This window comes from Stenotrophomonas sp. SAM-B (genome assembly GCF_013387485.1).
In the GTDB taxonomy this organism is placed as follows: Bacteria; Pseudomonadota; Gammaproteobacteria; order Xanthomonadales; family Xanthomonadaceae; genus Stenotrophomonas; species Stenotrophomonas maltophilia_AA.
Genome location: NZ_JABBXB010000010.1, coordinates 1 through 15203, shown reverse-complemented (window position 1 = coordinate 15203; position 15203 = coordinate 1). Strand labels below are relative to the sequence as shown.

General features: G+C 67.5%; 15 protein-coding genes. 9 read left to right on the top strand and 6 right to left on the bottom strand.

Annotation, left to right across the window (positions count from 1 at the left end; all coding sequences use genetic code 11):
- Nucleotides 1-107: 107 nt before the first annotated feature.
- Complete coding sequence (locus HH110_RS16275) at nucleotides 108-587, top strand: Lrp/AsnC ligand binding domain-containing protein (RefSeq protein ID WP_019185754.1); 480 nt, start codon at nucleotides 108-110, stop codon at nucleotides 585-587.
- 70 nt (nucleotides 588-657) lie between these two features.
- Here HH110_RS16275 and HH110_RS16270 read toward each other — a convergent pair whose 3' ends face one another.
- Nucleotides 658-828, bottom strand: a complete 171-nt coding sequence (locus tag HH110_RS16270) for a lana protein (protein ID WP_176990639.1) — start codon at nucleotides 826-828, stop codon at nucleotides 658-660.
- A gap of 173 nt (nucleotides 829-1001) precedes the next feature.
- Nucleotides 1002-1484 (bottom strand): classical arabinogalactan protein 4, encoded by a 483-nt coding sequence (locus tag HH110_RS16265; RefSeq protein ID WP_241696607.1) that lies wholly within the window; start codon nucleotides 1482-1484, stop codon nucleotides 1002-1004.
- Between the two features lie 67 nt (nucleotides 1485-1551).
- Between HH110_RS16265 and msrB the strand changes: the two genes are divergently transcribed.
- The 5 genes from msrB (at nucleotide 1552) to HH110_RS16240 (ending at nucleotide 4913) form a co-directional block, all read left to right on the top strand.
- A complete protein-coding gene (gene msrB / locus HH110_RS16260) occupies nucleotides 1552-2019 on the top strand; it encodes a peptide-methionine (R)-S-oxide reductase MsrB (RefSeq protein ID WP_176990638.1) in 468 nt (155 codons plus the stop codon).
- A gap of 146 nt (nucleotides 2020-2165) precedes the next feature.
- The gene (gene motA, locus HH110_RS16255) at nucleotides 2166-3020 is read left to right on the top strand and encodes a flagellar motor stator protein MotA (protein ID WP_176990637.1); all 855 of its coding nucleotides are present in this window, start codon (nucleotides 2166-2168) and stop codon (nucleotides 3018-3020) included.
- Between the two features lie 9 nt (nucleotides 3021-3029).
- Nucleotides 3030-3974 (top strand): flagellar motor protein MotB, encoded by a 945-nt coding sequence (gene motB / locus HH110_RS16250; protein WP_176990636.1) that lies wholly within the window; start codon nucleotides 3030-3032, stop codon nucleotides 3972-3974.
- 148 nt (nucleotides 3975-4122) lie between these two features.
- The gene (locus tag HH110_RS16245; RefSeq protein ID WP_176990635.1) at nucleotides 4123-4626 is read left to right on the top strand and encodes a hypothetical protein; all 504 of its coding nucleotides are present in this window, start codon (nucleotides 4123-4125) and stop codon (nucleotides 4624-4626) included.
- A gap of 14 nt (nucleotides 4627-4640) precedes the next feature.
- Nucleotides 4641-4913 carry a DUF4031 domain-containing protein gene (locus HH110_RS16240; protein ID WP_176990634.1) on the top strand — a complete coding sequence of 91 codons (273 nt, stop codon included), beginning with the start codon at nucleotides 4641-4643 and terminating at the stop codon, nucleotides 4911-4913.
- A gap of 42 nt (nucleotides 4914-4955) precedes the next feature.
- Here HH110_RS16240 and HH110_RS16235 read toward each other — a convergent pair whose 3' ends face one another.
- Entirely contained in the window at nucleotides 4956-5498 is a 543-nt protein-coding gene (locus tag HH110_RS16235) for a hypothetical protein (RefSeq protein ID WP_176990633.1), read from the bottom strand.
- 136 nt (nucleotides 5499-5634) lie between these two features.
- Between HH110_RS16235 and HH110_RS16230 the strand changes: the two genes are divergently transcribed.
- Entirely contained in the window at nucleotides 5635-5886 is a 252-nt protein-coding gene (locus HH110_RS16230) for a DUF3297 family protein (protein ID WP_088432755.1), read from the top strand.
- Between the two features lie 145 nt (nucleotides 5887-6031).
- On the opposite strand, the gene HH110_RS16225 is transcribed toward HH110_RS16230, so the two are convergent.
- Complete coding sequence (locus tag HH110_RS16225; RefSeq protein ID WP_176990632.1) at nucleotides 6032-7675, bottom strand: Na+/H+ antiporter; 1644 nt, start codon at nucleotides 7673-7675, stop codon at nucleotides 6032-6034.
- Between the two features lie 108 nt (nucleotides 7676-7783).
- Entirely contained in the window at nucleotides 7784-8596 is an 813-nt protein-coding gene (locus HH110_RS16220; protein WP_176990631.1) for a dioxygenase, read from the bottom strand.
- 115 nt (nucleotides 8597-8711) lie between these two features.
- Between HH110_RS16220 and HH110_RS16215 the strand changes: the two genes are divergently transcribed.
- A complete protein-coding gene (locus HH110_RS16215) occupies nucleotides 8712-9593 on the top strand; it encodes a LysR family transcriptional regulator (RefSeq protein ID WP_176990630.1) in 882 nt (293 codons plus the stop codon).
- 33 nt (nucleotides 9594-9626) lie between these two features.
- Here the strand turns inward: HH110_RS16215 and HH110_RS16210 are convergent, their stop codons facing one another.
- Entirely contained in the window at nucleotides 9627-12575 is a 2949-nt protein-coding gene (locus tag HH110_RS16210; RefSeq protein ID WP_176990629.1) for an EAL domain-containing protein, read from the bottom strand.
- Between the two features lie 306 nt (nucleotides 12576-12881).
- On the opposite strand from HH110_RS16210, the gene HH110_RS16205 reads away from it, so the two are divergent.
- Complete coding sequence (locus HH110_RS16205) at nucleotides 12882-15002, top strand: M13 family metallopeptidase (protein WP_176990628.1); 2121 nt, start codon at nucleotides 12882-12884, stop codon at nucleotides 15000-15002.
- Nucleotides 15003-15203 lie beyond the last annotated feature (201 nt).

Here is a 15203-nt window from a genome sequence, read left to right as displayed (position 1 = left end):
GGGACCATAATTGAGGAAGTATAGTCAGCCGCAACCAAGCAATTCGCCTGTTTTTAGAGCCTTAGGCAGGGTATTGTCCTGCCAACACCCTTGAGAGGCTGACGCCGATGGCCGCGCGTGCCCGCGAACTGGACAAGATCGACCGCAAGATCCTGCGCATCCTGCAGGACGAGGGCCGGATTTCCTTCACCGAGCTGGGCGAGCGCGTCGGCCTGTCGACCACGCCCTGCACCGAGCGCGTCCGCCGGCTCGAGCGCGACGGCGCCATCACCGGCTACTACGCCAAGCTCGATCCGCATTACCTCAAGGCCAGCCTGCTGGTGTTCGTGGAGATCAGCCTGGCCTACAAGTCCGGTGACATCTTCGAAGAGTTCCGGCGTGCGGCGTTGAAGCTCCCCAACGTGCTGGAATGCCATCTGGTCTCGGGCGATTTCGATTACCTGCTCAAGGCGCGCATCAGCGAGATGGCCTCGTACCGCAAGCTGCTTGGCAGCACGCTGCTGACCCTGCCGCACGTACGTGAATCCAAAAGCTACATCGTGATGGAAGAGGTCAAGGAAACCCTGACCCTGCCGATCCCGGATTGAGCGCGGGCTCCTTCAAAGCAGAAAGGCGGCGCGCATGTGCGCACCGCCTTCGTTCATTGCGTCAAGCGCATCAGCGCTGCTGTTTCTGGTCCTGATGCTTCTGGTCCTGCTGCTTGCCGCCCTTCTGATTCTGCTGGTCCCACTGCTGCTGGTTCTGCTGGCCGGGCTTCTGGTTCTGTTGCTGACTGCCCTGCTGCTCCTGCGGCGCCTTGCCGGGACTGCGGTTCTGCTGGTTAGCCATGATTGCACTCTTCTCGAAAAACCTCGGGGATGCGCTGTGTTGCGGCGCGTGGACAGGGTCTCGCCGAGCCGGTTAATCACAGGCGAAAAATCGGTGAGGCATTCCGTTGACGGCGATGACTGCGGGAACAGCGATGTAAACCATTCATCTTGCTCGCAGGCCATGGCCCCCGATTACGGCTTGATCTGCTGGCCGTCGCCGCTGGGAATGGAGTCGTAGTAACGGCCGGTGCGGGTATCGAGCACACGGTTGGGGCTCACCTGCCGGGCCCCGGGAATGATCCGGCCATGACGGTCGTAGACCTTGCCCTGTACGGCGGGCCCCTGCATCGGCGCAGGCTGCGACGGACCTTTGCTCTGGATCGGATGCGTGCGCAGCTGCTGCTGGGTCTGCGCCGAAGACCTCACCGGCGCCATCTGCCCGGACAGGCTGTCGACCGGCGCCGGTTGGACGGGGACGGGCAGCGGCGTGGGCGTCGGCTGCGGCGCGACCACCGGTCGCGTGGCGGTGGGCTTGGGCGGCGGGCCGATCTGCGCGGCCGCGGTCAACGGCAGCAGCACCAGCAGGGCAGCGACGAGGCGACGTGGGCGGTACATGGCGGTCTCCCGGCGGCGGTTCAGGCCTTCACCATGCACCTGCACGGGTATCAGCACCATGAACGCCCTTGCTTGTACCTCCAGAGGCAACAGCTCAATCTATGTACCACATCAATAGGGAATGTTTATGACAGCTTTCGACCTTTCCCCGCCCACCGACGCCCAGCGCCAGGCCTTGGTCGCCGGGCTCAGTGCCGATGAACAGCGCGTGCTGCTGCACCATGGCACGGAGGCGCCGTTCTGCGGCGTCTTCCTGGACAACAAGCAGGACGGGGTCTACGGCTGCCGCTTGTGTGGCCTGCCGCTGTTCCGCTCCAGCACCAAGTTCGACTCCGGCACCGGCTGGCCGAGCTTCTTCGCCCCCTTCGACCCGGCCCATGTCCGCGAGATCCGCGATGCCAGCCATGGCATGGTCCGCACCGAAATCGTCTGCGCGCGATGTGACAGCCATCTCGGCCATGTGTTCCCCGATGGCCCGCCGCCGACCCACGAGCGCCACTGCCTGAACTCGGTCTCGCTGTCGTTCACGCCCAACGGGCAGGCCTATCCGGATCCCCTGCAGCGCGGCGGTGCTGAAGCCGGCGCGGCGGCGTAAGCACGGCTCGTCGGTCCGCACGCTTGCGGCTTGCCTGAGGCTGGGCCCGCACGCGATGGCGCAAAAGTGTGACATTGGTCGAACACCCCCTTCAGAAAAGGTGTGAAGGGGCCGACATGGAGGTATCCCCTTCCCGCGTCGGCCCCATGCTCATCATCGTTGGACTTCTCGTCGTCATCCTCAGCGTGCTCGGCGGTTATGTGGGCGCGCACGGCAAACTCGGCGCGCTGTGGCAGCCCTATGAACTGGTGATCATCGGCGGCGCCGCGCTGGGCGCGTTCCTGGTCGGCACCCCGGTCAAAACCGTGAAGCAGACCCTGCAGGCCACCGTCGGCGTGTTCAAGGGCCCGCGCTACAAGCAGCAGGACTACATCGACGTCCTCAGCCTGCTCTACGAACTGCTCAACAAGGCCCGTCGCGAAGGCTTCATGGCGCTGGAAGACCATGTCGAACGCCCGGCCGAGAGCAGCATCTTCGCCAATTACCCCAAGGTGCAGGCCGACCATCACCTGGTCGACTTCATCACCGACTGCCTGCGCCTGATGATCGGCAGCAACATCGAGCCGCATGAGCTGGAGCCGCTGCTGGAGATGGAGCTGGAGAAGCATCACGGCGAGGCGATGCAGCCCGCGGCGGTGCTCAACAAGGTCGCCGACGGCCTGCCGGGCTTCGGCATCGTGGCTGCGGTGCTCGGCATCGTGATCACCATGGGCTCGATCGGCGGCGAGATCACCGAAGTCGGCGCGCACGTCGCCGGCGCACTGGTCGGCACCTTCCTGGGCATCCTGCTGGCCTACGGCTTCGTCGGCCCGCTGGCCTCGGCCGTGGAAGCCCGCGCCGAACAGGACGCGCGCATCTACGAATCGGTGAAAACCGCCCTGCTGGCCTGCCTGCGCGGCTACAACCCGAAGATCGCCCTCGAATTCGCCCGCAAGACCCTGCCGTCCAACGTGCGTCCGGGCTTCAGCGCGTTCGAACAGCACCTCAAGACGGTCAAGTAAGGCAGCGCCATGGCCGACACCAAACCCACCGTCATCGTCCGCCGGGTCAAGAAAGCCGGCCACGCCGCGCACCATGGCGGTGCCTGGAAGGTGGCCTATGCCGACTTCGTGACCGCGATGATGGCCTTCTTCCTGGTGCTGTGGCTGATGGCCGCCACCACCAAGCCCGAGCGCGCGGCGATCTCCGAATACTTCCGCAACCCCAGCCCGCTGGCCGGCAGCAGTTCCACCCCGGCCCCCGGCATGGCCGGTCCGGGCGGCGCCAGCACCTCGATGATCAAACTGGGGGGCGCCACCGACATCTCGCGCGGCAACAGCAACGATCCCTTCCAGAGCCAGCAGGCCACCAAGCCGGTGCCGCAGACCGATCGCGAGCGGGAAAAGCAGCAGCTCGAAGCGCTCAAGCAGGAGCTGGAAGAAGCGATCAGCAAGAGCCAGGCGCTGGAGCCGTTCAAGGACCAGCTGCTGCTCGACCTCACCCCGGAAGGGCTGCGCATCCAGATCGTGGACAAGCAGAACCGCCCAATGTTCGACATGGGCAGTGCTTCGCTCAAGCCGTATACGCGCGAGATCCTGCGGGAGCTGTCGCAGTTCATCAACCACGTGCCGAACCGGATCAGCATCACCGGGCATACCGACACCACCGCGTACAACGCCGTGCATGGCTACAGCAACTGGGAGCTCAGCGCCGACCGCGCCAACGCTGCCCGCCGTGCGCTGCTGGATGGCGGGATGACCGAAGAGAAGGTGACCCGCGTGGTCGGCCTGTCCTCCTCGGTGCTGTTCGACCGGACCCAGCCGGACAACCCGATCAACCGCCGGATCAGCATCGTGGTGATGACCAAGGCCGCCGAGGCCGCCGCCCTGGCCGGTGCCGGCCAGGAAGTGGCGCTGTCGCCTACGGCTGCCGATGCGGATATCCAGGCGGCGCTGGCGCCGGCTGTCGCGCCGTAAGGGCGCGGCGGCGGGGGCTGCAGGGGGGAATTCAGGGAATCCGTGGAGCCGGCCAGCGGCCGGAGCTGCGGACCCTTCAAGGAATCCGTGGAGCCGGCCAGCGGCCGGCACTACAATGGGTCTTTCCTTTTGTAGATAGACCGTTCTCATGTCCAAGCAGTCCAAGGCCAAGCGCGACAAGCGCAAGAAGCAGCAGCCCAAGCGTCCGATCAACCGCCTCAACGCCCAGCAGCCGGTGCAGAACCATGCCGTGCTGACCAACGAAGAAGGCCAGGTCGTCGCCGCGATCGGCCTGCAGGGCACCGAGTGGCTGCTGGCCATCGGCGGCCAGACCATGGGCAACGCCGACAACCCGGTGCCGATGCTGGCCATGCTCAAGCACCTTTCCAACGTCCAGGAGAAGGAAGGCCGCAAGGTCAACCTGGAGTACTCGGCCCAGCTGCAGCAGCTGATCGACGACCTGGCCGCCGATGAAGGCAAGACCGCCGACGAGTACCTGTCGCAGCTGGTTTCCGAGTTCGAAGGCGTGGAAGGTGACGACGAAGCCAACGCCGACGCCGACGATGCCGAGATCGTGGCCGACGACGCCGCCGCTGCCCCGGCAGATGCCGAGCCGGCCCCGGCCGCCAGCGACGACAAGCCGCAGGCCTGAGCCACGGCGATCCGGTGACGGTCTATATCGACGATGCGGTACACCCCTGGCGCGGCGAGCGCTGGGCGCATCTGATGGCCGACACCCTGCCCGAGCTGCACGCCATGGCGGCGCAGCTCGGGATTCCGCTGCGGGCGTTCCAGAACCGCCGCAGCGGCGCGCACTACGACGTGCCCGCCCCGCTGCGCCTGCAGGCGATCGCCCTGGGCGCACAGGCGATCTCACGGCATACGGACCGCGCGCTGGTCAAAGCGGTCATCGCCAATGCGAGAAGCCAATACCGGTAGGTGCCGACCGTTGGTCGGCACACGCAGACCGCGGTCACGCCGTCAGAACGGATCGCTGCCCGGCCGCACTTCCACGCCCAGCAACGAGCACAGCGCCAGCATCGCGTCGTCATCGCGGTTGAGCGCCATCCAGCCGGCCAGAGTGTCATTGCCGGTATCCACGCTCCACAGCGCATAGTTGTGCTCGCGCAGGCGGTCATGGGCGGTAGCCATCAGCGCCGGCGCGTCCACCTCGGCGGCGAAATCCTCATCGTCCAGGTCGCCACCCCAGTCGATCTGCAGGTTCCAGCGCGCGGACAGCTCGTTGACGGCCGACATCAGCGCATCGGCATCGCTGCGCTCGACCTCGAAGCCGGACTGCCAGGCGATCGCGGCCATCATCGGCGGCAGCCAGTCGGCGTCTTCATCGATGCCTTCACCACTTTCCAGCAGTGCCTCGCGCCAGCGGTTGAACTGCTGCAGGGCCAGTTCTTCATCGCCCGGGTTGATCAGCACGAACAGGTTCCAGATCCGCGCCTCGAAATCGTCCTCGTCGAAATCGCGTTCCTCTTCTTCGAAGTCGAAATAATCGCTGTTGTCGGGCATGACCGGTATTCCTGGAGACAGGGGCGCATTCTGCCGTGCAAGGGCGTTGGCAGGAAGCGAAATTCGGCGCGGGGCCCGCTGCGGTTTATCCTGTACGCCAGAAGACGGCCTTGGTGGTCGTCAGCATCCTGTGACCATGAGCGATACCCCTCCCGATCACCTGGCGATCAACCCGGCCAGCCCCTTCCACGATGCCGCTGCGCTGGAGCGCGGCGTAGGCATCCGCTTCAACGATGTCGAGCGCGACAACGTCGAGGAGTATTCGGTCAGCGAAGGCTGGATCCGCGTACAGGCCGGCAAGGCCCGCGACCGCCGCGGCAACCCGATGACGATCAAGATCAAGGGCACCGTGGTGGCCTACTTCCTGGATCAGAAGCCGGACGCCTGATCCCACGTCTGCCGGAGACGCCTGATCCCACGCGTGCCGGGGTAGAGCCACCCCATGGGTGGCTGCCCTTCGTCCCGGGCGAGTGGGTTCCAGCAGGTCCGCGCAGCCACCCATGGGGTGGCTCTACCCGTGGCACGGTGCGGCTTCAATCGCGTTGCCGCGTCTCCAGCAGGTCCAGGTTGCGGATCAGCCTGCGCGAGATCTCATCGGAAATCTTCCCGCGTCGGGTCAGCCGGAACAGCTCTTCGCGCTCGGCGGTGAGCCCGGCGGTGCGCAGCTGGCGATAGCCCTGCTCCATCCGCTTCACCTTTTCCGGGTCGGCATCCGGCCCGGCGTCCTTCTCCAGATTGCGCTGGTACAGCAGGCTCACCCGTGAGGCGGCGTCGTTGTAGAGCTGCACATTCTCGGTGGTCTGGTTCTGCACCAGCTGCTGGCGCGTACGCTCCACCCCGGCCAGCGCGGCCTTGGCGGCGAGCTTGCGGGCCAGGTCTTCTTCCTTGCGCTCGCCCGAATCGGCCGGCAGTTCCAGCCCCTTGAGCAGGCGCGGCAGCGCGATGCTGGCCCCGACCAGCGAGATCAGGATCACCGCCGCGGCGAGGAAGATCACCAGATCACGCGCCGGGAACGCACTGCCATCGGGCAGGAACAGCGGCAGGGTCAGCACGCCGGCCAGGGTGATCGCCCCGCGCACACCGGCCAGCGAGGTCGCCACCACGATCCGCCACGACGTGCCCGGGCGTGCTTCACCCCGGTGGCGCGCGCGCAGCAGGCTCCAGCGCAGCGACAGCCACACCCAGGCCAGGCGCAGCAGCACCAGCGCCAGGTTGATCACCACCACGTAGACCAGCAGCCACCACGCACTGTGGTGCCCGCTCTCGCTGACCGTCTTGATCGCGCGCTCGACGATGCCGGGCAGCTGCTCGCCGAGCAGCACGAACATGATGCCGTTGAAGCTGAACTGCAGCATGTTCCACACGGCCGTACGCTGCACGCGCATGCTGCCCGAGACGCGGCCGCTCAGTTCCACGTAGCTCATCGTGATGCCAGCGGCGACCGCGGAGAGGATGCCCGAGGCGTTGAACTCTTCGGCCAGCAGGTAGGCGGCGAACGGGATCAGCAGATTCACCAGCAGCGCCGCGCCGGGCTCCTCACCGAAGCGCCGCCACAGCCAGCGCTGGAAGGTCGACACGCCCAGCGTCACCGCCACACCGATCGCCAGCCCGGCCACCGCCACCCACAGGAAGGTGAGCGAGGCTGTCGCCAGCGAGAAGGTGCCGGTCATCACGGCTGCCACCGCGAAGCGGAAGCAGACCAGGCCGGAGGCATCGTTGAGCAGCGACTCGCCTTCCAGGATGTGCATCAGCCGCTTGGGGATCGGCGCGCGCGAGGCGATCGAACTGACCGCCACCGGATCGGTCGGCGAGATGATCGCCGCCAGCGCGAAGGCCACGGCCAGCGGCATCACCGGGATCATCCAGTGAATCAGGAAGCCGGCACCGATCACGGTGAACACCACCAGCCCGAACGCCAGCTCCAGGATCACGCCTTTATCGCGGAACAGGCCCTGCTTGGGGATGCGCCAGCCATCCAGGAACAGCAGCGGTGGCAGGAACAGCAGGAAAAACATCTCCGGCTCCAGCGCGTGTCCGCGGTTGAACACCCCGGCAATGACCGCGCCCAGCCCGATCTGCACCAGCGGCAGCGGCAGGGACAACGGCAGGACGCGGACCAGGTAGCCGCTGGCGACCACCGCCACCAGCATCGCCAGGACGACTTCAATGGTATGCATGCATTTTCCAGTAAGCAGCGCGGGGGAGGCTGCGGGCAGCCGGCGCCGGAAACAGGAAAAAACGTACCACACGTGCGCCGCCACGCGAATGCGCGGGGCGCAACGGGCTCAGTCGGCGGACAGCAGCTGCGCGTCGGCGCCGTCGAAGCGATAGATGTCCATCGCCAGGAAACCGGCATCGATGCCGGCATCGATACGCTGCGCGCCGAGCACATCGCCACCGGCCGCGCCCATCGCGAAGTGCAGCGGCTGCAGGTGCTCGTCGCTGGGGTGCGCCTGCGCGGCGTGCGGGGCCTGACGGCGGTAGTCCAGGAGTGCGGCACTGTCATCGGCCTGCAGGCGCTGCTCCACCCACTCGATGAAGGGCCGCACATAGGGCGCTTCCTTGCCGTCCTGATAGCTGCGCCAATCGTGCAGGTTGTGGGTGATGCTGCCCGAGCCGATCAACAGCACGCCCTGTTCGCGCAGCGGCGCCAGCGCGCGGCCCAGCGCGAACTGATGGGCCGGCCCAAGCAATGGCTGGATCGCCAGCGGCACGACCGGAATCTCCGCCTGCGGGTACAGGAAGCGCAGCGGCACCCAGGCACCGTGGTCGAGGCCGCGCTGCGGATCGGTCGCCGTCGGCAGGCCGGCCGCGGTCAGCCGCTGCGCGATCTCCTGGGCCAGTGTGGGGTCGCCCGGCGCCGGGTACTGCAGATCGAACAGCGCCTGCGGAAAACCCCCGAAATCGTGGATCGTGGGCGGCTGGGCATGCCCGCCCACCACCGGCTGGTGGGTCAGCCAGTGCGCCGAGGCCATCACGATCGCGCGCGGCCGCGGCAGGCGCGCCGCCAGTGCGGCCAGGCGCTCGCCGACCAAGCCGGGGTTCAGCGCGGTCATCGGCGAGCCGTGGGAGATGTAGAGGGAGGGCAAGCGGGACATCACGGACTCCAATAGCGGGATGCCCACCGGGGCGGTTCCTGGATCTCAGACTATTGCGTACGGATCGGCCAATAAATACGATGCATCGACGCTGTTTATTCCGGAAAAAGAAACAATGGACACTCTGGACGCCATGCGTGTGTTTGTCGCCGTGGTGGAGCGCAACGGCTTCAGTGCTGCCGCGCAGGCCCTGGACCTGTCCACGGCGGGGGTCACCCGGCAGATCGCCGCGCTGGAAAAGCGCCTGTCGACCCGCCTGCTCAACCGTACGACCCGTCGCGTGAGCCCGACGAGCACGGGCGCGGCCTATTACGCCGAGTGCGTGCGTCTGCTGGCCGAATTCGATGCGCTGGAGGCCGGCATCAGCGCCCAGGCGTTGGAGCCCTCCGGACGGCTGCGGATCAACGCGCCGGTCAGCTATGGCATCGCGCGGCTCGGTCCGCTGCTGGCTGGCTATCGCGCGCGCTACCCGGAGGTGGAACTGGACCTGTCGTTGTCCGACCGCCTGGTGGACATGGTCGAGGAAGGCTACGACGTGGCGATCCGCATCACCCGCCAGCCCAGCCCGACCCTGATCGCGCGCAAGCTCGCCGACGTGCAGATCAGCCTGTGCGCGGCGCCGTCGTATCTGGATGCGCACGGCCGCCCGCAGCAGCCTGAAGACCTGTCCGCACACGATTGCCTGAGCTACAGCTACTGGGCCGGTGGCGATGCCTGGCAGCTGCACGGCCCGCGTGGCGAGGTCTCCGTACCGGTGCACGGCAGCATCCGCGCCAACAATGGCGATGTGCTGCGCGAGGCCGCGATCGCCGGCATGGGCATCATCGCGCAGCCGGACTTCCTGGTCGCGGAGGCCATCGCCGACGGCCGACTGGAACGCGTGCTGCCCGCGTGGGCGGTGCCCGGCATCGGCATCCACGCGGTGTACACCAGCCGCAGCCATCTGGCGCCCAAGGTCCGCAGCTTCATCGATTACCTGGTCGAAGCGCTGGGCTGACCACGCGTGGCGGCGGCCGGGCAGCCCCCGGCGTTACGCCTCCACCGAGTCCAGCTGCGCGATCACCTTGGCCAGCGGCATCGGCCGGCCGAGCAGATAGCCCTGCACCTGGTCGCAGCCGTGCGCGGCCAGCCATTGATGCTGGCCCGGGGTCTCCACGCCTTCGGCGATGATGGTCAGGCCCATGCTGTGGCCCAGTGACAGCAGCGCGCGGCAGATCGAGGCATTGCGCGGATTGGTTTCCACGTCCGCCACGAAGCTGCGGTCGATCTTCAGGATGTCCAGCGGCAGATGCTGCAGGTAGGACATGTTGGAATACCCGGTGCCGAAATCATCCAGCGAAATGCAGATGCCCTGCTCGTGCAGGCGCTGCATGGTCTGCTTGGCCTGGCCCGGCTTGCGCATCAGGCTGCTCTCGGTTAGCTCGACCTGCAGCGCACCGCGGGCCAAACCGAATTCCTGGCTGGCGCGGGTGAATTCGGCGACCAGGTCGCTGTTGAAGAACTGCACCGCCGAGACGTTCACCGCGATCGGCAGGTCCCAGCCGGCATCGACCAGCTGCCGCTGTGCCTGTGCCGCGGCGCGGATCACCCAGCGGCCGAGCGCGAGGATCAGGCCTGTGTCTTCGCACAGCTGGATGAATTCGCCCGGCGGAATGAAGCTGCCGTCCGCCTGCGGCCAGCGCAGCAGGGCTTCCAGGGCGGCCGGACTGCTGTCGGCGGCGTGGCAGATCGGCTGGTAGTACAGCTCGAACTCGGTATCGATCGCACTGTGGATGCGCCCGGCCAGGCGCAGCCGTTCGGCAAGACGGGAACTCACGGTGGTGTCGTACCACGCGATGACATTGCCTTCGTCGCGCGCCGCATGCGCGGCCTGCGCGGCCATGCCGATGACCTGCTCGGCCGTGCTGGCATCGCCGTCCAACTTCACGGCGACGCCGATGCGCGGCTCGAACTGGTGCAGCCAGTCCTGCCCGCGCACCGGTTCGGACACCGTCTGCACCAGCGTATCCAGCGCGGTCTGGCGCTGATGGTCGTCGCGGATGGCGAAGATGAAATCCTCGGCCGGCTGGAAGGCCAGCAGGCCGTAGCGGACGCCGAGCCCGCCCAGGCGCTTGGCCATCGCCTGCAGCACCACGTCGCCGACTTCGCGGCCCAGCGTGTCCGACACCAGTTGCAGGCCGCGGAACTGCACGTACGCGATCGTGTACGCCCCGCCCTCCTCGTCCAGCTGCGCGGCCAGCGCGCGCGTATTGAGCAGGCCGGTCGCCGGGTTGTGGGTGGCGTGGTAGGCCAGGTCGCGCTCATAGGCCAGCCGCTCGCTGACGTCCTCGGCCAGCACCAGGCAGGCCTGGCGGCCATCGAAATCCAGCCGCGCCAGATGCGCACGCACCTCGAAGACGCTGCCGTCCTTGCGCTGGTGCAGGCGCACCTGCGCGTCCTGCACATCGCCGATGCGGGCCTGCGCGATCGCCCCGCGGATTTCCTCCCAGCCTTCGCGCGGGCGGATGTCGAGGATGCTCATCGACAGGAATTCATCGCGGCTGTAGCCGTACTGGCGCACCGCCGCTTCGTTGACCTCGAGGAAGCGCAGCGTGTCCGGATCGAACACCCAGAACGGCGCCGGGTTGCGGTCGAACAACAGACGGAACTGGCGCTCGGCCTGCTGCACGCGGGCCAGCGCATCGACCCGCTCGCTGACATCGGTCAGCGCACCGATCATGCGCCGCTCGCGGTCCACCACCGCCACCCGCTGGCCGCGCGCGGAGACCCATCGGATCGCCCCGCCCGGCAATACCAGGCGGAACATTTCATCGAGCACGCCGCTGCCGGCGAACGCGGCGTCGAAGGCCTGCTGCATGCGCGCCGTATCATCGTGGTGCACCCGCGCGAAGAAATCGGCGAGCGGCAGGCTCTCGATATCGATGCCGAAGATCTCGCGGGCCAGCGGTGACCAGCGCAGCAGGCAGGCATCCTCGTCCACGTACCAGGTGCAGACCTTGCCGACCTGATGGGCCATATGCAGTTCCGCATGGCCGGTACGCAGCTCCTCGCTCAGGCTGTCCTGGTCGCGCGTGGCGCGGCGCAGGCTGACATAGACCGCGCCAAACAGCGCCCAGTACAGCAGGTAGACCCCGACCGAGGCCTGCACATACGGCCACCAGGCCGCCAGCACGTCGCGCCGACCCAACCCGGCGTACACCGCGAGCGGGTACTGGGCCAGCGTGCTGAGGCTCGAGATGCGCTCGACGCCATCGACCGCGCTGGTCTCCGTCCCCAATGGGGTCAGGGCATCGCGGCGCAGCAGCTCGCGCTTGGCCAGGCCGAAGCGGCGCCCCACCACGCCCACCGGATCGGGGCTGCGCGCCAGCACATAGCCCTGTGGGTCGGTGATCGAAATCACCCCGGCCTCGCCGGTATCCATGCCGCCGATGACCGACTGCAGTTCCGAGGTGCGCAGCCGTGCGAGCAGCCAGCGGTCTCCGCCCATCGGCAACGCCAGCGGCAGGATCCAGTGCGTGCTGTCCAGCGCCTGCGGCGGACCGAGGAACAGCTGGCTGCCCCTGCCGCGGTTGTCATCCACCGCCCAGAGCGGCAACTGCAGGTCGCCGCTGCCGCTGGTCAGGGCGCGCCCGTACTGATCGACCACGACGATGCTGTGCAGTTCGGCATGCCGCTGCAGGGTGCCTGCGATGCCCGCATCGAGCAGGTCCGGGGCCTGCGCGGGCACGCGCTGGAACAGCAGCGCCCCGTCCCGGGAAATGCCCTGCATGGCGCGCTCCAGATTGCGCAGCTCCAGCCGCAGCAGGCGCTGGGCACCGGTCGCCAGCGCCGAGCTCTGGCGCTGCGCGGCTTCCTGCCGGCGTTGGGCATCATTGACCAGCGTCGCCACCAGCCCGGCGGCCAGCAGCACGCCCAGGCAGATCCCGAGCCACACGAAGGTCCGCAGCGGCCGCGCCAGGGCACGGTTCAACGCGGGCATCGCAACCCTTTTTGCGCACGACAGGCTGACTTCATCTGTAAACGCTTCCTGGTTTCCCCAAACCTGAGCGGCCGCTGCCCGGGATTCTTGACGCCTTGATCGCCACGCGGGCGCCCAGCAGGCGCGCGCGGAATCCGTGCCGCTCCAGCATGCACCAGCGCGCGCGGCGCGGGAAGCACCCCGGCGGCGGTTCACCTCGGTGAATCCGGGGGACGGGCACATCCGGTACCCGATGCCGCCGCAGCCGGCATAACCGGGCGCCCCGGACGGGATTAGACTTGGACGTTTCCGTTGCTGAGAAGCCCCATGTCCAAGCTGCGTCGCCCCACCCTGATGCTCGCCATTGCCGCCAGCCTGTCGCTGAGCCTGGCCGCCTGCGACCGCGAGGCCACTGCACCGGCCGCTGCCGCGCCCGAGTCCGCCCCGGCGCAACCGGCCGCGCCCACGCCGCAGTTGGGCAGCTTCGGCTTCGACGCCGCCGGCATGGACCGCAGCCTCGCCGCCGGCGATGACTTCTTCGGCTTCGCCAATGGCACCTGGGTCAAGAACACCGAGATTCCGGCCGACCGCTCCAGCTACGGCAGCTTCAACGTCATTTCCGAAAAGACGCTGGCCGACACCCGCGCGATCCTCGAGGGCGCCGCCGCCGATACCAAGGCCGAGGGCGAAACCAAGCTGATCGGCGATTACTACGCCGCCTTCATGGACGAGACCGGCATCGAGTCGCGCGGCGCCGCCCCGGTCAAGCCCGAGCTCGACGCCATCGCCGGGATCGGTGACAAGGCCGCGCTCGCCACCGCCCTGGGCGGCACCCTGCGCGCCGACGTGGACCTGCTCAACGCCACCAACTTCTACACCGACCGCCTGTTCGGCGTGTGGGTGTCGGTGGATCTGCTGCAGCCCGACCGCACCGCGCCGTACCTGGTGCAGGGCGGCCTGGGGCTGCCGGACCGCGACTTCTACCTGCAGGGCGGCCGCATGGCCGAGATCCGCAAGCAGTACCAGGCCTACATCGCGCAGGTGCTGCAGCTGGCCGGCGTCGCCGATCCGGCGGCCAAGGCCCAGCGCATCGTCGCGCTGGAGACCAAGATCGCCCAGGCGCACGCCACGCAGGAAGCCACCAACGACGTCGCCAAGGGCGCCAACGCCTGGAAGCAGGCCGACCTGAGCGCGAAGGCGCCGGGCATGGACTGGAGCGCCTTCCTGGCCTCCGCCGGCCTGGATGCCCAGCAGGACTTCATCGTGTGGCAGCCCAAGGCCGTGGCCGGCATTTCGCGCCTGGTCGCCACCGAGCCGCTGGAGGTCTGGAAGGATTACCTGGCCTTCCACGCACTGGACCGCGCCGCACCGTACCTGCCCAAGTCGTTCGCCGATGCGCGCTTCGCCTTCCACGGCACCACGCTCAACGGGACGCCGCAGCAGAGCGAGCGCTGGAAGCGTGCCGTCGATGACAGCAACCATGCGGTCGGCGAAGCGATCGGCAAGCTGTACGTCGAGCGTCATTTCGACCCGGCCACCAAGGCCCGCGCCGATGAGATGGCCAAGAACATCATCGCCGCGTTCGCCAAGCGCATCGATGCGCTGGAGTGGATGTCGCCGCAGACCAAGGCGCGCGCCAAGGCCAAGGTCGAGGGCCTGACCGTCGGCATGGGCTACCCGGACAAGTGGCGCGACTACACCGGCCTGGAGATCAAGCGCGATGACGCGCTGGGCAATGCCGAGCGGGCGGAACTGTTTGAGTACCGCCGCAACATCGCCAAGCTGGGCAAGCCGGTCGACCACAGCGAGTGGGCGATGCTGCCGCAGACCATCAATGCGATGAACGTGCCGCTGGAGAACCGCCTGGTGTTCCCGGCCGCGATCCTGCAGCCGCCGTTCTTCGATGGTGCGGCCGATGATGCGGTGAACTACGGTGCGATCGGCGCGGTGATCGGCCATGAGATCAGCCACGGGTTCGACAATGCCGGTGCGCTGTTCGATGAGACGGGCAAGCTGCAGAACTGGTGGACGGCGGAGGATCTGAAGCAGTTCAACGCGGCAGGCGATGCGCTGGCGGCGCAGTTCAGCAGCTACAGTCCGTTCCCGGGGGTCTCGGTGAATGGTCGTCTGACGCTGGGCGAGAACATCGCCGATGTGGCGGGTCTGTCGACGGCCTACGATGCGTATCAGTTGTCGCTGCAGGGCAAGCCGGGGCAGACGCTGGAGGGCTTCACGCCGGATCAGCGGTTCTTCCTGGGCTTCGCGCAGGCGTGGCGCAGCAAGGCGCGTGAGCAGGCGCTGCGCAATTCGCTGTTGACCAATGTGCATGCACCGGGCCAGTTCCGTGCGTTGACGGTGCGGAACCTGGATGCGTGGTATCCGGCCTTCGAGGTGAAGGAAGGCCAGAAGCTGTATCTGGCGCCGGAGAAGCGGGTCAAGGTGTGGTGAGGTGGTTCATCGCACTTTGCTGAGATGAAAGAACGGGCGCTTCGGCGCCCGTTTTTTGCCCTGCAGAGCTGCAAAGCTGCAGGGCTGCAGAGCTGGAGCGGAGCAACGGCTGGGGTTTGCGTTTGCGCTGGTTTGGGCGGGCATGGGTGGGGTGTCGGGACCCGCTGCAAGTACGTCCATGTAAGCTCGTATGCCGCCATC